Consider the following 23,054-nt stretch of genomic DNA (forward strand, 5'->3'; position numbering starts at 1 on the left):
AATGCGTAAGGTGCTGCATCACCCGATGCAGACACCTGACAATTCAATTACTTGTTCTTGTTGCTGATGATGGCTTCGCTCACGTTCTTCGGAGCTTCAGCGTAGTGCTTGAACTCCATCGAGTACGTGGCGCGACCCTGCGTGAGCGAACGCAGCGACGTCGAGTAGCCGAACATTTCCGACAGCGGCACTTCGGCGCGCACGATCTTGCCGCCACCCACCATGTCGTCCATGCCCTGCACGATGCCACGACGGCTCGACAGGTCACCCATCACGTTGCCCATGTAGTCTTCCGGCGTTTCCACTTCCACGGCCATCATCGGCTCGAGAATGACCGGGTTGGCGCGACGCATGGCTTCCTTGAAAGCCATCGAACCGGCCATGCGGAACGCGTTTTCGTTCGAGTCCACATCGTGGTACGAACCGAACGTCAGGTGAACCGTGACGTCGACCACCGGGAAGCCGGCGAGAACACCGCTCTTGAGGGTATCCTGGATACCCTTGTCAACGGCCGGGATGTATTCACGCGGAATGACACCGCCCTTGATCTCGTCGAGGAACTTGTAACCAGCGCCCTGCTCGCTCGGTTCAAGCGTAATGACGGCGTGGCCGAACTGGCCGCGACCGCCCGACTGCTTGACGAACTTGCCTTCGACGTCCACGGCCGACTTGCGAATGGTTTCGCGGTAGGCAACCTGCGGTGCGCCGATGTTGGCTTCCACGCCGAATTCGCGCTTCATGCGATCGACCAGAATTTCGAGGTGGAGCTCGCCCATACCCGAAATGATGGTCTGACCCGATTCTTCATCGGTATGCACACGGAACGACGGATCTTCCTGCGCCAGGCGGTTCAGGGCGAGGCCCATCTTTTCCTGGTCGGCCTTGGTCTTCGGTTCGACAGCCTGCGAAATCACCGGCTCCGGGAACACCATGCGCTCGAGCACGATCGGGGCGCTCGGATCGCACAGCGTGTCACCCGTGGTCGCGTCCTTCAGGCCGACGGCAGCGGCGATGTCGCCAGCGCGCACTTCGTCGATTTCTTCACGCTGGTTGGCGTGCATCTGCACGATACGGCCCAGGCGTTCCTTCTTGCCCTTGACCGAGTTCAGCAGCGTGTCGCCCTTGTTCACGACGCCCGAATAGACGCGGAAGAAGATCAGCTGGCCGACGAACGGGTCCGTCATGATCTTGAACGCCAGCGACGAGAACTTCTCGTCGTCCGACGCCTTGCGCTCGGCCGGCTGTTCCTTGTCGTCCGTGCCCTTGACCGGCGGAATGTCGACCGGCGACGGCAGGAAGTCGATCACGGCGTCCAGCATACGCTGCACACCCTTGTTCTTGAACGCGGTACCGCACAGCATCGGCTGGATTTCGCATGCAATGGTACGCAGACGAATACCTTCGATGATGTCAGCCTCGGGGAGGTCGCCCTCTTCGAGGTACTTGTTCATCATCTCTTCGCTCGACTCGGCAGCGGCCTCGACCATGCTTTCGCGCCACTTCTGGGCTTCCGCTTGCAGCTCGGCCGGAATGTCGACGTAGTCGAACTTCATGCCTTGCGACGCTTCGTCCCAAATGATCGCCTTCATCTTGATGAGGTCGACCACGCCCTTGAAGTTTTCTTCGGCGCCGATCGGCACCACCACCGGCACCGGGTTGGCCTTCAGGCGGTTCTTCAGCTGGTCATAGACCTTGAAGAAGTTCGCGCCGGTACGGTCCATCTTGTTGACGAACGCCAGACGCGGCACGCCGTACTTGTTGGCCTGACGCCAAACGGTTTCCGACTGGGGCTGCACGCCACCCACGGCACAGTAAACCATGCACGCGCCATCGAGAACGCGCATCGAGCGCTCGACTTCAATCGTGAAGTCGACGTGACCCGGGGTGTCGATGATGTTGATGCGGTGCTTTTGGTAGTTGTTCGCCATGCCGGACCAGAAGCAGGTCGTGGCAGCCGACGTGATCGTGATGCCGCGCTCTTGTTCCTGCTCCATCCAGTCCATCGTCGCGGCGCCATCGTGCACTTCACCGATCTTGTGGTTCACACCGGTGTAGAACAAAATGCGCTCGGTCGTCGTGGTCTTACCTGCGTCGATGTGAGCGCTAATACCGATGTTGCGGTAGCGCTCGATAGGGGTTGTACGAGCCACTTTAAGCCTCTTTCAATGTAGCCGCCATTTTTGAGGGGGCTACTAACACAAACGGGCGAGGCGCAATTTCTCATGCGCACCCGCCCCGGTTTCTGCTCTAGGTACTGCTTGCCAGCGTCAGAAGCGGAAGTGCGAGAATGCCTTGTTGGCTTCGGCCATGCGGTGAACTTCGTCACGCTTCTTCATGGCGCCGCCACGGCCTTCCGAGGCCTCGATCAGCTCACCTGCCAGGCGCAGGGCCATCGACTTCTCGCTACGCTTTTTCGCGGCCTCACGCAACCAACGCATCGCCAATGCCATACGACGCGACGGACGCACTTCGACCGGAACCTGATAGTTTGCACCGCCAACGCGGCGGCTCTTGACTTCAACCACCGGCTTCACGTTGCCGAGAGCGGTGTTGAAGACTTCCAGCGGATCCTTGCCCGCCTTGGTTTGGATCTGCTCGAAAGCACCATAAACGATGCGCTCCGCAACCGACTTCTTGCCGGCAAGCATGAGCACGTTCATGAATTTAGCGACTTCAACGTTGCCGAACTTCGGATCGGGCAACACTTCGCGCTTGGGGACTTCGCGACGACGCGGCATGATTTCTTCCTTGATTGATTCAGTTGGAGCTTCGCTCCAGGCCACCTACTAGCCAGCACCTGGCCGAGTGACCACTTACTCAGTGACGATGTACCACCATCACCGAACGTATATCCGCTCAGCCGCTTAGGCCTTCGGACGCTTCGCGCCGTACTTCGAACGGGCTTGCTTACGGTCCTTGACGCCTTGCGTGTCGAGGCTACCGCGCACCATGTGGTAACGCACACCCGGCAAGTCCTTCACACGACCGCCGCGAATCAGCACGACCGAGTGTTCCTGCAGGTTGTGGCCTTCACCGCCGATGTACGAGATGACTTCGAAACCGTTCGTCAGGCGCACCTTGGCAACCTTACGCAGTGCGGAGTTCGGCTTCTTCGGCGTCGTGGTGTACACACGGGTGCACACGCCGCGACGCTGCGGGCAGTCCTGCAGGGCCGGGCTCTTGCTCTTGATCTGAGCAGAGGTGCGCGGCTTGCGGACCAATTGGTTAATCGTTGGCATTGTGATTTCCTAAATGTGTCAAAAGCATGAAAGCCAAGGCGGACCCTCATGCAACTTCACTGCAAATCCCCGATGATCCTTGCGGATTGACCGCATCCAAACCCTTGATGCATAAGCATTTTGCATTGGACACGAGCATACCGCCGGAAAAACCGGAGCCTGCGACTATACATGGGACCATTGCAAGTGTCAATGCAGAAGCACAGAGAATCGCCCCGTAAGTCGTTGATTGTTAACGGCTCTTGAGACGTCGCTCGATCCCCGTCGGCAGGACCGGCAACGCCCGGGGCGATGCGTGGGCCACTCCGGCCCTGTCGCGAGATGCGGTCAGCCCTCGCGAATGCAAGCCTTGCGACCCGCATGTATGCAAACTAAACTGCAGGAATCGAAAATTTTCACGGTATTTTCCATACATAACCCAGACATCGCCATGGACGCCTCTCACGACACGCTGCGCGCCACCTTCTGGAAACCCGCACTGAGCACGGGAAAGGGGCCACGTTACCTGCGTCTGGCCAGTTTCATCGAACAGTCGGTGGCCGATGGCCGCCTGCGACCCGGCGACCGGTTACCGGCGCAGCGCGAGCTCGCGTCATGGCTCGGGATCGATTTCACCACGGTCACGCGCGCCTACAACCGGGCGCGCGACCGGCACGCCATCGAGGGTCGCGGGCCGCTGGGCACCTTCGTGAGCACCCCGCGCATCGCGATCGACCAGGTGCTCGATCTGGGAATGAACATTCCGCCCGCGCCGGCCGGTCTGTTTCTCGGCGAGATGTTGCAAAAGGGCATCGATGAGGTCTTGCGTCACACCGATGCTTCGATGCTCATGGCGTATCAACTGGGCGAAGGCGGCATGGCGGACCGCCAGGCTGGCGCGCTGTGGCTCGCGCCGATGCTGGGCACACTGGCGCCTTCGGACGTCCTCGTCTGTCCGGGCGCCCAGGCCACGCTCGCGGCGCTGCTGCTTGCCGCGACGGCGCGCGATGAAACCGTGTTGTGCGAGCCGATCGTCTATCCGGGATTGCGCGGTGCGGCGCAATCGCTCGGTCGCCGGCTCGCTGGCGTGGCAACCGACGACCACGGCATGCTCCCCGACGCCCTGCGCGAGGCGGCGCGCGAGCATCGCGCCCGGCTCGTCTACCTGAACCCGACGCTGCAAAACCCGACGGCCCGCACCATGCCCGAGCGCCGCCGGCGAGCGCTGCTCGACGTCGCCGAGGCGCTCGACCTGACGTTCATCGAGGACGATCCCTACTGGCGACTCGCGCCCGGGGCGCCGCCCCCGCTCGCGCGTCTCGCACCGCATCGCGTGCACTACGTGGCCACGCTGTCGAAATGTCTCACGCCGGGGTTGCGCACCGCTTACGTCCGGCTGGCCGACGCCCGACATCGCGACGTCTTCCTCAATACCCTGCACTCCTTCGCCCTGATGGCGCCTCCTTTGATGACGGGGCTCGCGACGCAGTGGATTCACAACGGCATGGCCGACCGTATTCTCGAGGGCGTGAAGGAAGCCGCCGCCCAGCGCCAGGCGATCGCCGCGGAAATTCTGGGTGACGCCGCGAGCGCGCCGACGCACGGCATCCATCGGTGGCACACGCTGCCCACGGCGTGGACCGCTCGGGAGCTGACGATCGCCGCGCGCGCCGAGGGGCTGGCGGTTACCCCGGCCGACGCCTTTTGTCTGTTGCCCGACGGCCCCAATGCCATCCGGATCTCGCTCGGCGGGGTGCGCGATCCCGAGCGTCTCGGCAGCGCGCTCATGCGCCTGCGGGCCCTGCTGCATGAAGCGCCGCCAAGCCTGCGGGCGGCGGTCGTCTGACGAACCGGAGGATGCCGAGGGTACCGAGCGTACCGAGCGTCCGATAGCGGCCGCCCTCCCCTGCGGCGTCAGCCGCCGCGACCGACACGCCCTTCGGCGTGGGCACCGCCGTATCGGCCGCGGCGCGCCCTGAAACTCCGCTCGCAAGCCCACACGCGTTTCGGGTAACGTATGTGGCATATCGTGTCGGTGATGGCTTTGCGGCCATCTTCAGGCATGATCGAGATCAAGCTATCAAATCCGGCAGGGCGGTCTGTCGCATCCGGCGTATCCGATGTCACCCGACGCGTTTTATTCGTCGCGGCGAATTCGTACACTCCCAAAATTCGGCGGCCGCCCCGCCCTGACACGCTTCCACTATCAGCCATGCAGGCGAGTTTCGAAAAAGACAGCATTCTGGTGCTCGATGTCGATGGCACTTTGACCGATTCCGTGCGCATTCATCAACGCGCGCTGCTCGGCGCCATGGAGTCGCTGGAATTCGAGGATCTGAACACCGACTGGGGCAGCTACCCCCATCACACCGATACCGGCATTCTGATTCACGCCCACGTCGAGCATGGCCGTGCCCTGCCGCAGCCGCACGATCTGGCGCGCTTCGAACATGAGATCGACGAACGCTTCACGGCGCTGCTCAATGCCCACGGCCTGGCCGAAATTCCCGGCGCTCGCGCGTTCGTCGAGGCCGCACATCGCTCGCGCTGGGGCGTGGTGTTCGCCACGGGCGGCATCCGGCAGGTCAGCCATCGCAAGCTGCGTTCCGTCGCCATCGACTACACGGACGCGATGCTCATCACGGCGTCCGAATACAGCTCGCGCGAGCAGCTCGTCGCCGAGGCGATCAAACGGGCGCAGGTGGGCTACGGCATCACGCAGCCGCGCGCCATCGTGTCCATTGGCGACGGAATGTGGGATCTGAAGGTCGCGCGCGCGCTAGGCATCGACTTCGTCGGCATTGGCTCGAAGCGGGCGCGCTCGCCGCTTTACGCCGAGGGCGTGCCCGTCTACGACGACATGTGGGATGCCATGCACTGGCTCAGCCCGGGTCGCGGACGCGCGTCAGGTAGTCGCTTGGCGTCACGCCCATGAAGCGGCGGAACATGGTGGAGAGGGCGCTCGGCGTTTCATAGCCGACTTCGAGCGCCACCTGGGTGATGGGCCGTCCGGCCCCCAGCAATGGCAACGCGCCGAGCAGTCGCATGTGCTGACGCCACTCCCGGAACGGCAAACCGAACTCCGTGATGAACCGGCGCTCCAGCGTGCGGCTCGACGCACCGACCTCGGCCGCCCAGTCCTGGAGGCTGCGCGGGTCGGCCGGCGTGCTCAGATAGGTGTCGAAGATTTTGCGCAGTCGCGCGTCGCGGGGCACCTGGAGGTGCAGGGGCGAATCGCTCTTCCACTCGATCTCCGCGAGCAGCAGCGCCATGACCAGGCCATCCCGGCCATCGGGCGACCAGTTTTCTCCGAGCGTCATCGCGCGCAGGATCAGCTCCCGCAGCAGCGCGGATACGCGAATCATGACGGGGGCTTCGGGTGAGCGAAACCCGCATCGCTCCGCGTCGACGTAGATAGTGCGCATTTCGACCTTGCCCCGCATGCGCACTTCATGCGTGACATCCCTCGGAATCCACAACGCGCGTTGCGGCGGAATGACCCAGAACGATGCATCCGTGCGCACTTCGAGAATGCCGGCGCTCGCGTACATCAGTTGTGCGCGCCGGTGAGTGTGCGGACGCACGACATGCCCATCCGGGTAATCCTTCGCCAGCGCGCCGACGGGGCGGTCAGTGCCCTGAAACGCCAGGGGTACCGCACTATTGATCGGCATCGGCACCAGGCCTTGAAAGGCGTAGTTTTGGGACGTTTTTGGCGATGTCACCAGCGTAACACCGGCGCCCCCCGGAGGCCAAGCCGGCCCCCTTTCCGGACCTCCCTGCGCGTTACCCCTGGAAACGCTCAGAACGGCTTGACGATGACGAGCGCCACGATGATCGCCATCGACACCCAGATCACCGGCAATGCGCGGCGGAACCACGGCGGCGATGCGGTCGCACTGTCGCGCTCGAGCCGGCGCAGCGTGGCCGACAACCGTCCATGCAGCGCGGAGACGACCAGCACGAACACCAGCTTCGCCATGAACCACGGCGCGCTCCACCAGTTCGCCATGACGGCCAGCACCGGGCCGCTGATCCACACCACGATCAGCGCCGGCGACGCCAGCCCGTAATCCGCGCGGCGCGCGATTCGGCGCCATTCAGGCTGCGACAGACGCCCGCCCAGCGCCATCGTCACCATCCCGGCGATGAATGTGATGACGGCAATGAGATGTACGGCCTTGATCCACAGATAAAGCATCGGGACGTCTCCTCGTAAGCGCTCGCTCGATTGTTTCTGAATGCACAATAGTGGCTTGCAATAAGTCGTCTTTATCGTTAGTGCGTGCATCAATAGACTTCAACTGTCGACGATGAATAACACATCGCCCCTTTCAAAAGACAGGAGAAAACATCATGCAACGCACTCTTATTGCTTCGGCTCTCGTTTCCGCCATGCTCGCCGTCTCGGCCGGTTCGGCCTTCGCCAGCGACGCCTTCGACGGTCCGTCGGAATTTTCCTGGGTGCCGCAAACGACCGTACTGAGCCGTGCCCAGGTTCGCGACGAGTTGGTTCAGGCGCAGCAGGCCGGTCTCGTGGTGCAACACGACGCCGTGTACCCGAAGGCGGCCCCCAGCGCACAGCCGGTCTCGGCCGGCAGCCCGATCGCGATGGGTTCGGTCGGTGGCCTGCAACGCGCCGGCACGACCTACTTCGGTTCGTAATGTAACCCGCCGCGCCGTCGACCTCACGCGAGGTGGCGGCGCGGCGCGCGTTCTGCGCATAACGACGCGCGAGGCACAGCCCGCGCTATCCGTCTGAATTCCGGCCGCTTGCGATTCACGGCCTCAGACTCCTGTCGCTGTGCGTGGTGGTTCGACGCACAGGACTTTGCCCGTCGCTCCGGCGACGGGCTTTTTTAGCGACCCGGCGCAAGCCTCGGTCGGACGCACCCAACCGTCCACCTCGCTCGCATCGCTATCCCATCGTGCCTGAAACGAAGAAGCCCGCCTAAGCGGGCTTCATGTCGTTGCGCGGATGCGATCCGTCCCGGGCATGGCGAGGGCCGCGGGCCGAACACCGCTTCGCTCACCTCGCCAGCGCTTTGGCGAGGAATTCCAGCGTACGGCCGTGCGCCAGCACCGCTGAAGGCTGATGATATGAGCCGCGTGCCCAGCAGTTGAAGCCGTGGTCGGCGTCGGGATACACGAACACCTCCGTGTTGGGACGCGATTTCACCGCCTCGCTCACCTGCTTCACGATGTCCGGCGTGATGTGGCTATCGAGCGCGCCGTAGTGGAACTGCACCGGCACGTTCAGGTTCGGCGCCTCGGCCAGATAGTTGTGAATGCCGCCGCCGTAATACGGCACGGCCGCGTCCACGAGCCCGCGTGCCGCGCTCAGATACGACACCAGACCGCCGAAGCAGTAGCCCACGGCGGCGACCTTGGCGCCGGCGTCGAGCTTGCCGCGCAGCGCCTTGACCGTCGCTTCGACGTCCCTGACGGTCTTCTCGACGTCGACCGACTTGCGCAGTTCCAGCGCGCGCGCCATGTCGTCGCCCGCGTAGCCGAGTTCGACGCGAGGGGCATCACGCCAGAAGACGTCCGGTGCGAGTACGACGAAGCCGTCCATCGCATATTGATCGGCGACACCGCGAATGTGCTCGTTCACGCCGAAGATTTCCTGTACCAGCACGATGCCCGGGGCATTGGCCGTCTTGCCCGTCGGCGGCAATGCCAGGTAGGCATCGAAGCTGCCGTCCACGGTTTCGACACGGATCCATTGACTGTTCGACACGGAAGTTGCTCCATCAAAAAAAGGGGGAATTGCCTGCGCGCCGATCGCGGTCCCCCCGGCAAGCCGGAGCGAGATTGCCGCGCGCACGCGCACAGAAAGGCCGAACCAGTATAGGGATTTTTGCGCAGGCGCACAGCGCGCGCCAACGCCCGCTGGACAAGGCGCCGCGCCGACATGCCGTGCCTGCGCCGCACCATTGCGCCTGCGGCACGGGCCCGGCCGCCCCACGCAGCGCGACAGCGCGTTTCAATGACCGAACCGCCACGCGCGGCATGCCGGGCTCAGACCGCGAGCGCCGCCTCGAGTATCCGGGCGACCGCGCCGAAACCTGTCGTCTGCGCCGAATCGATGCCGTAGAGCGCACTCAGCGACGGGCCCGGATTCAGGAAATCGACACGCACGTCGTCGACCGCCGCCACCCACACCATGACCTTGAGCGGCAGCTCGATCCCGGCGTGTGGATTGGCACGCATGACGGGCGTGCCGCCCCTGGGATTCCCGAAGAGGATCAGACGTGTCGGACGCAAGGTCTGTCCGACGGACGTGGCGGCCGCACTCTGATCGATGTCGGCAAAGATCGTCATGTCATGGGCCCTGAGTGCGTCCATCACGCGCGTGAGCGTGGCGTAAAAGTCCACCGGACTTTGCCATGACGTAAGGGCGGCGGGATACAAGTACGGCGAGGTTTCGGTTGTCATGAACGAACTCCCGGGATCGGATCGGACATGTCTCACCTTACACGTCGTTACGGGTTGCCGGCGAAGACCTGCCCGCACGTTACGCTTGGCGCCGACGTTCGACGTTTCAGCGAACGCGATTTCATTACGGAGTCCATATCATGACGATCACCTTGCGCCGTACCTCGGGCGCGCTTGCCCTGATCCTGGCTTTGACGTTCGCGACGTCGGCCGGCGCCGCCCCCGCCGCCGACGCGCGCGTCGACGCCCCCATGGCGCCGCGCCCAGTTCAGGACCCGCATGGCACGCGGGAATTGCGCGACCTGCCGCCCCCGCCGCCGGGTATGGGTGGGCGCTTCGGTGGCCCTGCCTTCGCGGCCATTCGCACCGTCGAGGAAATTGCGCGGCTGTACCGCGTGGGGGGCCATCCGGAGAACGTTTTGCCGTTCTATCGGGGGACACTTGGCCAGACGCACGATCCGATGCTGCGCCGTCATCTGCGCGAAGCCATCGCGCGAGAGGAGCTCAGGCCGGCCGACACCACGGCGGCCATTGCCACGCTGCGTGCGCAATTGAGCGAAGACCTGGCGGCCCTGCCCGCGCCCGACGCGACGCAACGCTGAGCCCGCCGCGACAGCCTCACGCTTGCTGCGCCGCCATGATCCGCGCGTTCCACTGGGGCAGCCATTCCATCAGGAACTGCGCGAACCCTTCGGCCGCCGGCGATGCCGCGCGAGAGAGCGGCCGATATACACAGACCTGACGAATGGTCTCGGGAGACACGACCCGCCGCATGACGAGGCCGAAGGAATGCGCGAGCGCCGCCACGTAGCCTGGCGTGAGCGTGGCGGCCAATCCTTGTGCCGCCACGCCGAGCGCCGTCGTCACGTTGTCGACGACGTCGATGGGCGTGATGCGGGCGTCAGGCGGCGCGGACAGCCGCATCTGCGCAACACTGCGTTCGTGGTCGCGCCCGGCGGCAACGAGCGGCGTGTCTCTCAGATCAGTCCATCGCACGCGACGACGCCGTGCCAGCGGGTGATCCGGCGTACACCACAGCACCCACGGGCTGTCGAACGCGGGGACGCCGGCCACCTGCGCCCCTGTCGAACGATTCGGGCCGATGGCCAGATCCAGATCGCCGTTGGCCACGCGATCGATGAGTACATCGACGGGGGTGTCGACCACGCGTACCACGACCTTCGGCCGCGTCTGCGCGTACTCGCGAATCGCCGACGGCAGCGCCATGCTCGCGATGACCAGCGGCGCGCCCACGCGCACGATACCCGCCGCGCGATTGCGCAGGTCGTCGGCCGTCTTCTCGGCGGCCTGCACATGCCGCAGCACCGATTCGGCCGACGCGAGGAAGTCGCGCCCGGCGCTCGACAGCGCCACGCGCCGCGTCGTGCGATCGAAGATACGAAAGCCCAACACCGATTCCAGTTCCGCAACGAGCTGACTCACGGCGGACGACGTGAGGCCCATGCGATGGCCGGCTTCGGCAAAACTGTGCAGCTCGGCGATGGCCACCAGGGCTTCGAACTGCCGGAGCGTTACGCGGGTCAGGGGCATGACGGGTCGATTATCAAGTTCGGCTTACGAATGGACCAGAATCGATTGATTGTTCCGTAAAGGGCCGTCGCCCACAATCGATTTTCAAAATTCCGTACCGGATCGTCGGTCGCCCGGCGCCCTCCGGCCCCTGCCCCCTTTTTGTCCGCGCGGTATGCCGAACTCGGCGGACCGGGCGGCAAGGAGCGAGACCCCGCATGTTTTCCCACGTCGACGCCTATCCCGGCGATCCGATCCTCGGCCTGAACGAAGCCTTCGGACAGGATCCCCGCCAGCACAAGGTCAATCTGTCCATCGGCATCTATTTCGACGATGCCGGCCGCCTGCCGGTCATGCAGGCGGTGCGCGAGGCGGAGGCATCCGTGCTCGCCGACATCGGCCCACGTCCGTATCTGCCGATGGCGGGCGCTCAGGCCTATCGCGACGCGGTGCAGGAGCTCGTCTTCGGCGACGACAGCGCCGCGCGGCGCGAGCGGCGCATCGCCACACTGCAGACCCTGGGCGGCGGCGGAGCGCTGCGGGTGGGGGCCGACTTCCTGCGGCGCTACTTCCCGGACAGCGGCATCTGGATCAGCGATCCGAGCTGGGACAACCACCGCGTGGTCTTCGAGAGCGCCGGCTTTGCGGTGCAGTCGTACCCGTACTACGACGATGCCACCGGCGGCCTGCGCTTCGACGCCATGCTCGAGACGATCGCGGCCCTGCCCTCGCGCAGCATCGTGCTGCTCCACGCCTGCTGCCACAACCCCACGGGGGTCGACCTCACGCAGGCGCAATGGCGCACGCTGACGCCGGTGCTGCAGGCGCGCGGCCTGATCGCCTTCGTCGACATGGCCTACCAGGGCTTCGGCGACGGCCTCGACGCCGATGCGTTCGCCGTGCGCACCCTGACCGAGGCGGGCGTGCCGACGGTCGTCGCCAACTCGTTCTCGAAGAATTTCTCGCTGTACGGCGAGCGGTGCGGTGCGTTGTCGGTGGTGTGCGCCACGACGGATGACGCGTCGCGCGTGTTCGGACAGCTCACGGGCACCGTGCGCGCGAACTACAGCAACCCGCCCACGCACGGTGCGCGACTCGTCGCGCAGGTACTCACGACCCCCAGGTTGCGACGCGCGTGGGAAGACGAACTCGACGGCATGCGCACCCGCATCGCCACGATGCGCGCGCAGATTCATGCACGTCTCGCGCCTCACGTGAGCGGCGAGAAGCTCTCGCGCTATCTCGCGCAGCGCGGCATGTTCACCTACACGGGACTGAGCGCCGTGCAGGCCGACGCCCTGCGCGAAACGCACGGCGTCTACCTGCTGCGCTCCGGGCGCATGTGCGTGGCGGGGCTGAACACACGCAACCTCGACACCGTGGCGCAAGCCATCGCACGGGTGCTGGCGAGCGACTAAGCCTTGCGCGAGCCGCCAACGGATCACGGAGCGCATGCCTCCGGAAAAAAGCATGTCCGATACATGACAACGACTGGAGAACGCATGACGACTGCCACTGCCGCCGACACCCACATCGGCGCCGACACCGCTTCGCACCCCTGGCGAGCGGTCATATCCGCGTCCATCGGCAACGCGCTCGAATGGTTCGATCTCGTGGTGTACGGCTTCTTCGCGGTCACGATCGCGAAGCTGTTCTTCCCCACGCACGACGACACGACCTCGTTGCTGCTCACACTGGGCACGTTCGGCGTGTCGTTTTTCATGCGACCGCTCGGCGCCATCGTGATCGGCGTGTATGCGGATCGCCGGGGACGCCGCGAAGCGCTCACGCTCACGATCTTGCTGATGATGGTCGGCACGGCGATCATCGCGTTCATGCCGACGTACGAGACGATCGGCCTGCTCGCGCCCGTGGGCATCGTGCTGGCGCGAATGATCCAGGGATTCTCGGCGGGCGGCGAGTTCGGCAGCGCGACCGCGTTCCTGGCCGAGCACGCCCCGCAGCGACGCGGCTTCTTCGCGAGCTTTCAGGTGGCCAGCCAGGGGCTGACGACGCTGCTCGCCGCGGGCTTCGGCGCCGTGCTCACGAGCACGCTGTCGCCCGAGCAGATGCAGGGCTGGGGCTGGCGCGTGCCGTTCCTGTTCGGCCTGCTGATCGGTCCGGTGGCGTACTACATTCGACGGCACGTGAGCGAGACGCCCGAGTTCCTCGAAGCCGAGCCGACCCAGACGCCGCTGCGCGATACGCTGGGTCATCAGAAAATGCGTTTGTTGCTGGCCGTGGGCGTGGTGGTCGTCGCTACCGTGTCGACCTACCTCGTGCTCTACATGCCGACGTACGCGATCAAGCAATTGGGACTGCCCGCGTCGGTCGCGTTCGCGGCGATGGTCGCGACCGGCATTGTGCAGATGCTGCTCTCGCCGTGGGTGGGGGCATGGTCGGACCGGGTGGGTCGCGCCAGGCCGATGATGATTGCCGCAGGCGCGTTGCTGGTCCTGATCTGGCCGATGTTCTGGCTGCTCTCCACGCATCCCGGCTTCGGCGTGATGCTGGCGCTCCAGACGTTGCTCGGCGTGCTGATGACGATGTATTTCGCCCCGCTGCCGGCGCTGGCCTCGGAGATCTTCCCGGTGAAGACGCGCACGACGGGTCTGTCGCTCTCGTACAACCTGTCGGTGACATGCTTCGGCGGTTTCGCGCCGTTCATCCTGACGTGGCTGATCGATGTGACGGGCAGCAAGCTGGCCCCAAGCTTCTACATGATGGCTGCCGCCGCCGTGGGTCTGGTCGCGCTGAGTCAGGTGTACCGACACACGGGCGTGCGCTGAGGCGTCGAGGGACGCCGCGCGATACCCGTCAGACCGTGGGCCCAGTTGTCACCGGGTAGTGGGACATTGGGCCGATCGGTCGATGGCCGTGTCGAAAAAGCACAAGGGGCGCCGAGGCGCCCCTTGTTTTCGATGCGCCGGATGCGGTGCGATCCGGCGAAACGCTCACTGCGGGTACAACCCGTGCACGCGCCCAAACAGACGAGTGAGGCCGAGCAGCGCATCGATGTTCGGTGTCGCCACGTTCACGCGCTGGCCGATTTCGCGCACCACGCTCACCAAGGCGTCGAGTTCGATGGGACGGTGGGCTTCCACGTCCTGCAGCATGGACGTCTTGAATGCGCCGAGTTTGGCCGTCACTTCGTGGCGATCTTCCGGCGACTGGTCGATGGCACAGCCGATCTTCGCGCCGATGGCCGCCGCCTCGCGCATCGCCGACGAGCAGAACGCGCGCACGAGCGGGTCGTCCAGCAGCCGGTCGATCGTGGCGCCGGTGATGGCCGACACGGGGTTCATCGTGAGGTTGCCCCAAAGCTTGTACCAGATATCGAGCCGCACGTTGTCCGAGGCCTTCACTTCGAATCCTGCGCGCGCGAGCACGCCGGCCAGGCGTTGCACACGCTCGCTGGTGCCGCCACCCGGCTCGCCGATGATGAGCCCGCGCCCCATCTTGTGATCGACCAGCCCCGGCTCGGGCGTTGCCGCGCTGGCGTGCACCACGCAGCCGATCACGCTTGCCATCGGAATCGCCGCACCGATCGCCCCGCCCGGATCCACACTGGCAAGGGGAGCGTCGCCGAACGGCGCCACCCCGTTGCAGAACCACCACGGCACGCCGTTCATCGCAGGCAGCACCATGGTCTGCGCACCGATGAGCGGCGCCACCGACGCGGCGACCTGCGCGAGCGCGGGCCCCTTGACCGCGATGATCACCAGATCCTGCACGCCGAGCTTCGCGGCATCGTCGAGCGCGTGCGCGGCCGCCACCGGCGCGGCCGTCAGCGCGTCGCCCTGTTTCACGCGCCAGCCGCGCTCGCGCAGCGCCGCCAGTGTCGCGCCGCGCGCCAACGCGCTGACCTGCGCCTCGCCCGCGGCGGCGAGCTTCGTACCGAGCAAGCCGCCAATGGCGCCCGCGCCAATGATCGTCACCTTCATCCGTTCACTCCTGTCTTTTGATGCATTTCCGCGGCGCCGTGCGTTACATTCGCGCCGCTCGCCTCACCCCGGCTGCCTCGCGGCAAGCCGGTAGTTTTCCTTGAACCGCTCCGGCACCCGCTCGTCGAATCCCAGCGCCACGCGGCGCACTTCGGGGCTGTCGCCCGGCGCGTGCCCCACTCCCAGCGCCGCCGCGCGCGGCGCCTCGATCCGGACCACGGCCCCCGAGAGGCGTCCCAGTCCGGTGATCTCGCATTCCACGAGGTCGCCCGCATCCACCGAGCGCGAGTGGCACGGCGTGCCCATCAGGATCACGTCGCCGGGCACCAGCGTGATGTGCCGCGCAATGTCCGCGATCACGTAATGCGGCCCCCAGATCGTCTCGTCGCCGATGTGCGCCTCCTGCACCACCCGGCCGTTGCGATAGGTGCGCAACGTCTGCTCGAACAGGTTCACGCCACGCACAACGCCGGGTCCGATGGGCAACAGCGTATCCGCGCCCTTGACGCGCAGCATCGAGCCCTGGTCCGTGTCGCGGAAGTCCTGCAGCCCCATGTCGAGCGCCGGACAGAATCCCTCGATGTAGTCCCACGCCTCGTCGGGCAACACATTGCGGCACGTGCGCCCGATCACCACCGCGTACTCGCCTTCGTAATTCAGATAGCGGCAGTCCGCGGGCTTGAGAATCTGCCCGCCGTGCCCGTTGAGCGAAGTCGGCGGCTTGGTGAAATACGTCGGGGTATCGGTCGGCCTGGGCTTGTTGCGCGTCTCCATGCTACGCGAGCGATAGGAGATATGCACGGCGATGATTTTCGAGGGGTCCACCGGCGGCAGGTGCGCGACCGTCTGCGGGTCGACGATGCGCCCGTCGTCGAGCCGTAGCAGTCCCTGCTGCGCGCCGTCCTCGATCAGGGTGCCCCAGAAGGCGCTCCCGCCCAGCAGCACGCGCCGGCGCTCGACGCGCGGCCCCTGCATCACGGCTGGCAACTCACGCAACGGAAATTCGAAATCCATGGATGACCTCGTCAGATGGTGTCGAACCAGATGTGCACATTGCCCGTGCCGCGCGCATTCTCATAGTCGGAGAGCACCGTACCGGCGCTGCGGCAGGCCTCCCCGCCCAGCGCCCCAACCATCTGGAGATAGTGCGCGCCGTGCGCCTCCCACGGGCGCTTGCGGTAATCCTCGTCCCAATCGGCCAGGATCCGGTCGTGGCGTCCCTCGCGCATTGCGGCGATTGCGCGCTTGTCGCTCTCGATGTTCTCCGGGCGCGAAACGTTGCTCTCGTGAAAGATGCGCGGATGATTCGGTTTCCAGTCGATGCCGTTGAATCTGTGGCTCAACGCGCCCGAGGCGAGCATCACCACCCGCAGCGGGCTGCGGCGAATCGCCTCGCCGATCACCTCGCCCGATTGCAGGAAGTGCTGCGTGTCGCAGTTCTGGCACGAACTCACGGTGACGATCGGCCAGGCGTCCAGACGCATCTGCTTGATCACGTTGATCGTCGGGTAGTGGCGCGGCAGGTCCGGGTGCTGCACCGCGCGCGCACGCACCCCGCGCTCGCGGGCGACGGCGTCCACGGTCAGCGCCAGTTCCGGATGGCCGCGATAGTCGTATGGCACGCCGTGCAGGTACCACGGCATCTCGTCGGAGATGTACATGCCGGCGTAATGCGCGCCACCGTCGATCAGGTGGTAGCCGGTGGTGAACCAGTGCGAATCGAAGATCACGATGACGTCCGGACGCGCCGCCACGATACGCTCGCGCACACGCGCGTACCCGGGAATCAGGTCCGAATCCGCCCCCGCGCCCTGCAACACGCGGAATTCCTCACACTGCATCAAGCCGGGGTGGTGCGACACCAGCGCCGCGCCGACGATCTGTCCCATGCTGCTCTCCTCTCGTCTCGTTGTCTTGTCGTGTGCGGCGCTCAGCGATGGCTGAAGCTCGCCTTGAACGGTTGCCTGGGCACTACGACGTCCTTCACGTCGCAGAAGAATTCGAAGCTCCAGTCCCCCCCTTCGCGGCCGATGCCCGAACGCTTGATGCCGCCGAACGGCGCGGCCAGATCGCGAATGCCGAAGCTGTTGATCCAGATGAAGCCCGTGCGCACGCGTTGCGCGATCGCCATGGCGTGTGCCTCTTCGCCGTAGCACACGCCGCCCAGGCCGTAATCGGTGCCGTTGGCCATGTCGACCACCTCTTCGTCACTCGCGAAGGTCTGCAGGGTGAGTACGGGCCCGAACACCTCCTGCTGCACGATCTCGTCTTGCTGATGCAGATCGGTGAGCAGCGTCGGTGCGAAGTACTGTTCGCCGTAGGGGTGCCGCACGCCGCCCCACAGCACCCGCGCGCCGCTCGCGACGGCCCGTTCGACGAACCCCTGCACGCGTTCCAGTTGCCGCATGTGGATGATCGGTCCGACCTCGGTCGTGGCGTCGCGCGGATCGCCCACCACCAGACGCTCGACGATCTGGCGCAATTTCTCGGTGAAGGCCGGCGCGATGTCGGCGTGAACCAGCAGCCGCGTGCCGGCCAGGCACACCTGTCCGGCATTGCGATACATCAGCGCGGCCGTTGCGGCCGCCGCATCGAGATCGGCGTCCGCCAGCACGATGAACGCCGACTTTCCGCCAAGTTCCAGGCTGCACGGCACGAGATTCGCCGCCGCCGTCTTCGCGATCCATTTCGCGGTGGCGACCGAGCCCGTGAAGGAGATGCGCGCCAGCCGGGCATCGCTCACGAGTGCCGCGCCGGTCAACGCGCCCGCGCCCTGCAACAGGTTGAACACGCCCGGGGGCAATCCCGCCTCCTGCGCACAGTCTGCAAGCAGCGACGACGTGAGCGGCGCCCATTCGGGCGCCTTCAGCACGACGGTGTTGCCTGCCGCCAGGGCGGGACCGATCTTCCACGTCGCGAGCAGCAACGGCGAGTTCCACGGCGTGATCACGGCAACGACACCCGCCGGATCGTGGCGCACCCAATGGCGGGCCTGCGGCGTGTCGATCGTCCGATCCTGCAACGACAGCGCATGCTCGGCGAACCACGCAATGTTCTGCATGGCGCGCGGCACGACGCCATGCGCCATGCGCGAGCGCAACACGCCGGCATCGTGGCTCTCGAGCGTGGCGAACGCGTCGGCGCGGCGACCGATCGCCTCGGCAAAGCGTCGAAGGAACGGCAGTCGTCCCTCGGCCCCGAGCGCCGCCCATGCGGGAAACGCCAGCGAGGCCGACGTCACCGCCGCATCGACATGCGCCTGAGCGCCGCTCGCGATGTCGCCGAGATGGCGCTGGTCGATCGGGGAAACGCAGGCGAACGTGTCTTCGGACGCCACGCGGCGGCCATCGATATAGTGGTCCGGCGACACGGATACGCCGGCGACGTCAATACGGGAAGCACTCATGCCATCTCTCATTGGGAAGGGAGCGAGGCGCGCATGTCGGTCGCGCGCACGAAGGACAATTGCGATACGCTCAGTCGCCGCTCGAGTCGGCGGCGAATTTCATCGCCAGGGCGCGACTGGCGCTCGCGAGCAGGGTCGTGTCGATGCCGACGGCCATGAAGGTCACGCCTGCATCGAGGTAATGGCGCGCCAGCGTCTCGTCGACGCACAGAATGCCTGCCGCCTTGCCTGCGCGGCGGATGCGCGAGACGCCGTCCTCGATGGCCTTGCGCACCTCGGGGTGCGTGGCCTGACCGAGATATCCCATCGACGCGGCAAGATCGGCCGGGCCGATGAACACGCCGTCCACGCCGTCCACCGCGGCGATGGCGTCCACCTGCGCGAGCGCGTCGGCCGTCTCCACCTGCACGAGCAGGCACGTGGTGTCGTTCGCCGCGTGCAGATAATCCTCATAGCGGTTCCAGCGCGACGAGCGCGCCAGACCGCTGCCCACGCCGCGAATGCCCTGCGGCGGATAGCGCGTGGCGCTCACGAGCGCGCGCGCCATTTGCGCCGACTCGACCATCGGCACGAGCAGCGTCGTCGCGCCGATCTCCAGCACCTGCTTGATGAGCGTGGCATCGCCGTGCGGCAGGCGCACCACCGGATGCGAAGGGTAAGGCGCCATTGCCTGCAACGTCGCGAGCATGGTGCGAAGGTCGTTGGGCGCGTGTTCGCCGTCGATCACGAGCCAGTCGAAGCCGCTGCCCGCGCAGAGCTCCGCGGCGTAGGGCGTGGCGAGTCCCATCCACAGGCCAACCTGGCGCTCGCCGCGGGCGAGGGCCTGCTTGAAGGGATTCGGAGGCGTTTTCATGTCGTCGGGCTCCGTGAGAGGTGACGGGAAGACGTGAGGAAACGAGCCGGCGCAGACGCGCAGGCTCAGGCGAAGCGCACGCCGATCGCGCCGAGCGGGCCGTAATCGGCATGGAAGACGTCGCCGGCGGCGCAGGCCACCGGCCGCGTAAACGAGCCCGCGAGCACGATCTCGCCGGCCTGCAGGCCTTCGCCGAAGGCGCCCAGCTTGTTGGCCAGCCACGCAATGCCGTTGCCGGGATGATTGAGCACCGCCGCGCTTAGCCCTGACTCTTCGATCACGCCGTTGCGATAGAGCAGCGCGCCGGCCCATCGCAGGTCGATGGCGTCCGGCTTCACCGGGCGTCCGCCCAGGATCACGGCGGCATTCGCGGCGTTGTCGGCAATCGTGTCGAACACTTTGCGCGGCGCTTTCGTGTCGCGATCGAACAGCTCGATGCGGCCATCGATCAACTCCAGCGCGGGCGTGACCCACGCGGTGGCGTCGAGCACGTCGAAAAGTGTCACGCCCGGGCCCTTGAGCGGCTTGGCCAGAATGAAGGCCAGCTCCACTTCGAGACGCGGCACGATGAAGCGCGACGCCTCGAGCGTGGCGCCGTCGGCCACGAGCATGTCGTCGAGCAGCGTGCCGTGATCGGGTTCGGTGATCTGCGCCGCCACCTGCATGGCGCGCGAGGTCAGCCCGATCTTGTGGCCGATCGTCCGCCGCCCCTGCGCGAACTTCAGCGCCAGCCACGCCTGCGCGATCGCGTAGCTGTCGGCGATGGTCATCTCGGGGTAGCGACGGGAAAACTGCATCACCGGCGTGCGGGTGCGCTCGGCCTCGTGCAGCTCGCGGGCGAGGGCCTGGTGAGTCGAGGCGTCGAGCTTCGGCATCGCGTTGTCTCCATGGCGCCGCCCGGCGCGGGCGACGCGTCTTGTCCGTTGTCAGCCTCTATTCTTGCGGCCGCGCCGCCCCATCCACAATCAATCGATTCTGGGCGATTGATTAGCAAAACTGGATAATCCGCCATCGCGGGCGGCAACTGGCGCCGTAGCGGCCCTCGGCGACCCGCCGGAGCGTACGCAGTGCCGCACGCCCCGACCGCCCCCCTTCGGCCGATGTGCCGCCTGTTCGCCGCCTGTTCGCCGCCACTCCCCCACCGATGGCCCGTCCGGCATTACGTCGCATTCCGTCGCATTCCATCGGATCCGGACCGCGACATGTCGCTTGGCCGCCACGCTCAATCATCCGTTGAGAACACTAGGCAGAAATGAGAGTGATTTGCATTTATAATTCGCCTCGCTTTATTACATGGCATTACAGGCCGCGCAGGCCGCCCGAACCCAAAATCTGACGCCGTGGCCCATGGCTTGCGCCTGCGGCCGCGCTCCACACACTCTCGCAGTCACGAAGGTCAACGATGAAGATGTCCGCAAGTCGCCGTGCTTCCCAAGCATCCCACGCTGCTCATGCTTCCCGCGGTGCCCTCGGCGCCCTCACGTTGCTCGCCGGCGCCGCCGCGCTGCTCGTGGGTACGCCCGGCACGGCGCATGCGCAACCGGCCAGCGCCGCGGGCGTCCCGGCAAGCGCCCCCGAAGCGAAGGCCGACGTCGAACTCGGCGCGGTGAACGTGTCGGGCGACTGGCTCGGCACCGGACTGGACAACAGCGCCAAGACGTTCCCTGGCGCGCGCACGGTCGTGAAGAAGCAGGACATCGAGGCGTCGGGTGCCGCGAGCATCGGCGACGTGATGCGGCGCATTCCCGGCGTGCAGTCCACCGACAATTCCAGCACTGCCGGCAGCGCGATCTCCCTGAACATTGGCGTGCGCGGCCTGACCGGGCGCTTCTCGCCGCGCTCGACCGTGCTCCTCGACGGCATTCCGCTCGCCGTCGCCCCTTATGGTCAGCCGCAGCTGTCGTTCGCACCGGTGAGCCTTTTCAATATCGAGAGCATCGACGTGGTGCGCAGCGGGGGTGCCGTGCGCTACGGCCCGCAGAACGTGGGCGGCGTGATCAACTTCAAGACGCGCTCGATCCCCAACACGCCGGGGCTGAGCGCCGATGCGACCGTACGTCAGAACATGTACACCTCCGGCGGCGGCGCCAACACGCAGTACGGCGTATTCCTGGGCACGCAGATGGACAACGGCCTGGGCCTCGCGCTGCTGTATTCGGGCATGGCGGGGCGCGACTGGCGCAAGGGCAGCGACGAGCACGTGAACGATCTGGCGTTGAAATGGCGCTACGACATCACGCCGAGCCAGCAGGTGTACGGCAAGGTTTCGTACTTCGACGCCAAGTCGAGGACGCCCGGCGGACTGACCGCCGCGCAATACGACGCCGACCCGTTCCAGAACACGCGGCCGAACGACTACTGGAGCGGCAACCGCACCGGCCTCGACTTCGGCTATCTGAACACGATCTCCGAGACGCAGGAGTTCGAGATCCGTACGTTCTATAACGAGAGCTATCGCCAGAGCACGCTGACCAGCCCCACGTCGTCGCTCACGCTCATGCACCAGCCGCGCAATTACCAGACGTTCGGCGTCGAGCCGCGCTTCACGCAGCGCCTGTTCGTCGGCCCGACCGCGCACGACGTGACCGTGGGCTACCGCTTCATTCGCGAACGCGGTGACGACAACAGCTGGAGCACGAACCTCGCGACCGGGCGCAATACCGCCACGCAGACGTTCTACAACTACACGAGCGCCAACGCCTTCTACCTGGACGACCGCATGGCCTGGGGCAACTGGCGCTTCACGCCGGGTGTGCGCTACGAAATGATCCGCTCACAGCGGGTGGACAAGGCCTCGGGGGCCACTTACCGTACCGACAACAACAAGCCGCTGCCGTCGGTCAATTTGTCGTATCTGGTCAACAGCGCATGGACGATCTTCGCCGACTACAGCACGTCATTCGGTCCGGTGCAGAACACGCAGCTCAATTCGATGTCGGCATCGAACCCGCTGCAGCCGGAAGTGGCGCGCACTTATGAAATCGGCACGCGCTGGACGGACGCGCGCTGGAAGGCCGAACTGACCGCGTTCAAGATGAAGTTCGACAACCAGATTCTGCAGGTGCCCGGTGTGAGCCCGGCCACGTTCCAGAACATCGGCGCGACGAACCACGACGGTGTCGAAACCGCCGTCGACTACACGTTCGATCGCGACAGCGCCCTGCGCGGCCTGAATCTCTACGCCAACTTCACGTACGTGCGCGCCATCCAGAAGTCGGGCGCGACCGCCGGCCTCGACGTGCCGTTCTACTCGCGCTTCACCGATACGCTGGGCGCGCGTTACACCATCGGCCAATGGACATTCAACGTCTCGACCACGCATCAGAGCGCGCAGTACTCGGATCTGGCGAACACCGAGGCGCCCTCCGCCGACGGCATGAACGGCAAGGTGCCCGGCTATCGCACGTGGAACCTGCAAGCGATGTACAAGCTGCCGTTCTACAAGAATGCCGACGTGACGGTGGGCGTGAACAACGTGTTCGACAAGCGCTTCTACACGCGCAACACCGACCAGAACGGCGGCATCATGGTCGGTGCGCCGCGCATGGTCTACGTGCAGGGGCACTTCGGATTCTGAGCGCCGCCGGGCAACGACCGCCGGCTGGCAGCGGCACGTCGCTCGGGCAATCGATGGGGGCGGCGCACATGAGAACATTCGCGGCGTT

General features: G+C 65.7%; 21 protein-coding genes. 7 read left to right on the top strand and 14 right to left on the bottom strand.

All coding sequences use genetic code 11. The features are described 5' to 3' along the window. Positions 1-47: 47 nt before the first annotated feature. From fusA to rpsL, 3 genes are all read right to left on the bottom strand, one after another. On the bottom strand, positions 48-2,150 hold the full coding sequence (fusA, locus tag PMO31116_RS18640; RefSeq protein WP_023593822.1) for an elongation factor G: 2,103 nt from the start codon (positions 2,148-2,150) through the stop codon (positions 48-50). 117 nt (positions 2,151-2,267) lie between these two features. Beyond that, on the bottom strand, positions 2,268-2,738 hold the full coding sequence (gene rpsG / locus PMO31116_RS18645; protein WP_023593821.1) for a 30S ribosomal protein S7: 471 nt from the start codon (positions 2,736-2,738) through the stop codon (positions 2,268-2,270). 126 nt (positions 2,739-2,864) lie between these two features. Beyond that, the gene (rpsL, locus tag PMO31116_RS18650) at positions 2,865-3,239 is read right to left on the bottom strand and encodes a 30S ribosomal protein S12 (protein ID WP_010804142.1); all 375 of its coding nucleotides are present in this window, start codon (positions 3,237-3,239) and stop codon (positions 2,865-2,867) included. Between the two features lie 430 nt (positions 3,240-3,669). On the opposite strand from rpsL, the gene PMO31116_RS18655 reads away from it, so the two are divergent. Together PMO31116_RS18655 and PMO31116_RS18660 are read left to right on the top strand one after the other, a co-directional pair. Next, positions 3,670-5,064: an aminotransferase-like domain-containing protein gene (locus tag PMO31116_RS18655; RefSeq protein ID WP_150567997.1), complete on the top strand. Its 1,395-nt coding sequence runs from the start codon at positions 3,670-3,672 to the stop codon at positions 5,062-5,064. Positions 5,065-5,430: 366 nt separating this feature from the next. Continuing rightward, a complete protein-coding gene (locus PMO31116_RS18660) occupies positions 5,431-6,153 on the top strand; it encodes an HAD family hydrolase (protein WP_150567998.1) in 723 nt (240 codons plus the stop codon). Here PMO31116_RS18660 and PMO31116_RS18665 read toward each other — a convergent pair. Further along, complete coding sequence (locus PMO31116_RS18665) at positions 6,101-6,892, bottom strand: AraC family transcriptional regulator (RefSeq protein ID WP_150567999.1); 792 nt, start codon at positions 6,890-6,892, stop codon at positions 6,101-6,103. The two genes, PMO31116_RS18660 and PMO31116_RS18665, sit on opposite strands and share 53 nt — an antisense overlap. Positions 6,893-7,020: 128 nt before the next feature. Further along, entirely contained in the window at positions 7,021-7,419 is a 399-nt protein-coding gene (locus tag PMO31116_RS18670; RefSeq protein ID WP_174971465.1) for a CopD family protein, read from the bottom strand. Positions 7,420-7,574: 155 nt separating this feature from the next. Between PMO31116_RS18670 and PMO31116_RS18675 the strand changes: the two genes are divergently transcribed. Further along, positions 7,575-7,883, top strand: a complete 309-nt coding sequence (locus PMO31116_RS18675) for a DUF4148 domain-containing protein (protein WP_150568001.1) — start codon at positions 7,575-7,577, stop codon at positions 7,881-7,883. 364 nt (positions 7,884-8,247) lie between these two features. On the opposite strand, the gene PMO31116_RS18680 is transcribed toward PMO31116_RS18675, so the two are convergent. Both PMO31116_RS18680 and PMO31116_RS18685 read right to left on the bottom strand, forming a co-directional pair. Beyond that, positions 8,248-8,958, bottom strand: coding sequence for a dienelactone hydrolase family protein (locus PMO31116_RS18680; RefSeq protein ID WP_150568002.1), 711 nt, complete (start codon positions 8,956-8,958; stop codon positions 8,248-8,250). A 281-nt stretch (positions 8,959-9,239) separates the two neighbouring features. After that, positions 9,240-9,656, bottom strand: coding sequence for a DUF302 domain-containing protein (locus PMO31116_RS18685; RefSeq protein ID WP_150568003.1), 417 nt, complete (start codon positions 9,654-9,656; stop codon positions 9,240-9,242). A 140-nt stretch (positions 9,657-9,796) separates the two neighbouring features. Here PMO31116_RS18685 and PMO31116_RS18690 point away from each other — a divergent pair, with 140 nt between their 5' ends. After that, positions 9,797-10,258: a hypothetical protein gene (locus tag PMO31116_RS18690; protein WP_150568004.1), complete on the top strand. Its 462-nt coding sequence runs from the start codon at positions 9,797-9,799 to the stop codon at positions 10,256-10,258. Between the two features lie 16 nt (positions 10,259-10,274). Here the strand turns inward: PMO31116_RS18690 and PMO31116_RS18695 are convergent, their stop codons facing one another. Further along, positions 10,275-11,207 (bottom strand): LysR family transcriptional regulator, encoded by a 933-nt coding sequence (locus PMO31116_RS18695; RefSeq protein WP_150568005.1) that lies wholly within the window; start codon positions 11,205-11,207, stop codon positions 10,275-10,277. A gap of 197 nt (positions 11,208-11,404) precedes the next feature. On the opposite strand from PMO31116_RS18695, the gene PMO31116_RS18700 reads away from it, so the two are divergent. Together PMO31116_RS18700 and PMO31116_RS18705 are read left to right on the top strand one after the other, a co-directional pair. After that, a complete protein-coding gene (locus PMO31116_RS18700; RefSeq protein WP_150568006.1) occupies positions 11,405-12,604 on the top strand; it encodes an amino acid aminotransferase in 1,200 nt (399 codons plus the stop codon). An 84-nt stretch (positions 12,605-12,688) separates the two neighbouring features. Beyond that, a complete protein-coding gene (locus tag PMO31116_RS18705; protein ID WP_150568007.1) occupies positions 12,689-13,975 on the top strand; it encodes an MFS transporter in 1,287 nt (428 codons plus the stop codon). 165 nt (positions 13,976-14,140) lie between these two features. On the opposite strand, the gene PMO31116_RS18710 is transcribed toward PMO31116_RS18705, so the two are convergent. From PMO31116_RS18710 to hpaH, 6 genes are all read right to left on the bottom strand, one after another. After that, a complete protein-coding gene (locus PMO31116_RS18710) occupies positions 14,141-15,130 on the bottom strand; it encodes a 2-dehydropantoate 2-reductase (RefSeq protein ID WP_150568008.1) in 990 nt (329 codons plus the stop codon). A 63-nt stretch (positions 15,131-15,193) separates the two neighbouring features. Beyond that, positions 15,194-16,144, bottom strand: coding sequence for a fumarylacetoacetate hydrolase family protein (locus tag PMO31116_RS18715; protein WP_150568009.1), 951 nt, complete (start codon positions 16,142-16,144; stop codon positions 15,194-15,196). An 11-nt stretch (positions 16,145-16,155) separates the two neighbouring features. Beyond that, positions 16,156-17,019, bottom strand: coding sequence for a DODA-type extradiol aromatic ring-opening family dioxygenase (locus PMO31116_RS18720; RefSeq protein WP_150568010.1), 864 nt, complete (start codon positions 17,017-17,019; stop codon positions 16,156-16,158). Positions 17,020-17,060: 41 nt separating this feature from the next. Further along, positions 17,061-18,536: an aldehyde dehydrogenase family protein gene (locus tag PMO31116_RS18725; RefSeq protein ID WP_150568011.1), complete on the bottom strand. Its 1,476-nt coding sequence runs from the start codon at positions 18,534-18,536 to the stop codon at positions 17,061-17,063. Positions 18,537-18,606: 70 nt separating this feature from the next. Further along, entirely contained in the window at positions 18,607-19,389 is a 783-nt protein-coding gene (gene hpaI, locus PMO31116_RS18730) for a 4-hydroxy-2-oxoheptanedioate aldolase (protein WP_150568012.1), read from the bottom strand. A gap of 65 nt (positions 19,390-19,454) precedes the next feature. After that, complete coding sequence (hpaH, locus tag PMO31116_RS18735) at positions 19,455-20,264, bottom strand: 2-oxo-hept-4-ene-1,7-dioate hydratase (protein ID WP_150568013.1); 810 nt, start codon at positions 20,262-20,264, stop codon at positions 19,455-19,457. Between the two features lie 527 nt (positions 20,265-20,791). Between hpaH and PMO31116_RS18740 the strand changes: the two genes are divergently transcribed. After that, the gene (locus tag PMO31116_RS18740) at positions 20,792-22,966 is read left to right on the top strand and encodes a TonB-dependent receptor family protein (protein ID WP_150568014.1); all 2,175 of its coding nucleotides are present in this window, start codon (positions 20,792-20,794) and stop codon (positions 22,964-22,966) included. Positions 22,967-23,054: the final 88 nt, after the last annotated feature.

Source organism: Pandoraea morbifera (assembly GCF_902459575.1).
GTDB lineage: Bacteria > Pseudomonadota > Gammaproteobacteria > Burkholderiales > Burkholderiaceae > Pandoraea > Pandoraea morbifera.

Excerpts from the sequence above, each read along its gene's own strand:
- rpsL (WP_010804142.1), bottom strand. The coding sequence starts at position 3,239 with ATGCCAACGATTAACCAATTGGTCCGCAAGCCGCGCACCTCTGCTCAG.
- PMO31116_RS18690 (WP_150568004.1), top strand. The coding sequence starts at position 9,797 with ATGACGATCACCTTGCGCCGTACCTCGGGCGCGCTTGCCCTGATCCTG.
- PMO31116_RS18685 (WP_150568003.1), bottom strand. The coding sequence starts at position 9,656 with ATGACAACCGAAACCTCGCCGTACTTGTATCCCGCCGCCCTTACGTCA.
- PMO31116_RS18665 (WP_150567999.1), bottom strand. The coding sequence starts at position 6,892 with ATGCCGATCAATAGTGCGGTACCCCTGGCGTTTCAGGGCACTGACCGC.
- PMO31116_RS18705 (WP_150568007.1), top strand. The coding sequence starts at position 12,689 with ATGACGACTGCCACTGCCGCCGACACCCACATCGGCGCCGACACCGCT.
- PMO31116_RS18710 (WP_150568008.1), bottom strand. The coding sequence starts at position 15,130 with ATGAAGGTGACGATCATTGGCGCGGGCGCCATTGGCGGCTTGCTCGGT.
- hpaH (WP_150568013.1), bottom strand. The coding sequence starts at position 20,264 with ATGCCGAAGCTCGACGCCTCGACTCACCAGGCCCTCGCCCGCGAGCTG.
- PMO31116_RS18695 (WP_150568005.1), bottom strand. The coding sequence starts at position 11,207 with ATGCCCCTGACCCGCGTAACGCTCCGGCAGTTCGAAGCCCTGGTGGCC.
- PMO31116_RS18675 (WP_150568001.1), top strand. The coding sequence starts at position 7,575 with ATGCAACGCACTCTTATTGCTTCGGCTCTCGTTTCCGCCATGCTCGCC.
- PMO31116_RS18660 (WP_150567998.1), top strand. The coding sequence starts at position 5,431 with ATGCAGGCGAGTTTCGAAAAAGACAGCATTCTGGTGCTCGATGTCGAT.
- rpsG (WP_023593821.1), bottom strand. The coding sequence starts at position 2,738 with ATGCCGCGTCGTCGCGAAGTCCCCAAGCGCGAAGTGTTGCCCGATCCG.
- PMO31116_RS18720 (WP_150568010.1), bottom strand. The coding sequence starts at position 17,019 with ATGGGACAGATCGTCGGCGCGGCGCTGGTGTCGCACCACCCCGGCTTG.
- PMO31116_RS18740 (WP_150568014.1), top strand. The coding sequence starts at position 20,792 with ATGAAGATGTCCGCAAGTCGCCGTGCTTCCCAAGCATCCCACGCTGCT.
- PMO31116_RS18725 (WP_150568011.1), bottom strand. The coding sequence starts at position 18,536 with ATGAGTGCTTCCCGTATTGACGTCGCCGGCGTATCCGTGTCGCCGGAC.
- PMO31116_RS18670 (WP_174971465.1), bottom strand. The coding sequence starts at position 7,419 with ATGCTTTATCTGTGGATCAAGGCCGTACATCTCATTGCCGTCATCACA.
- PMO31116_RS18715 (WP_150568009.1), bottom strand. The coding sequence starts at position 16,144 with ATGGATTTCGAATTTCCGTTGCGTGAGTTGCCAGCCGTGATGCAGGGG.
- PMO31116_RS18655 (WP_150567997.1), top strand. The coding sequence starts at position 3,670 with ATGGACGCCTCTCACGACACGCTGCGCGCCACCTTCTGGAAACCCGCA.
- hpaI (WP_150568012.1), bottom strand. The coding sequence starts at position 19,389 with ATGAAAACGCCTCCGAATCCCTTCAAGCAGGCCCTCGCCCGCGGCGAG.
- PMO31116_RS18700 (WP_150568006.1), top strand. The coding sequence starts at position 11,405 with ATGTTTTCCCACGTCGACGCCTATCCCGGCGATCCGATCCTCGGCCTG.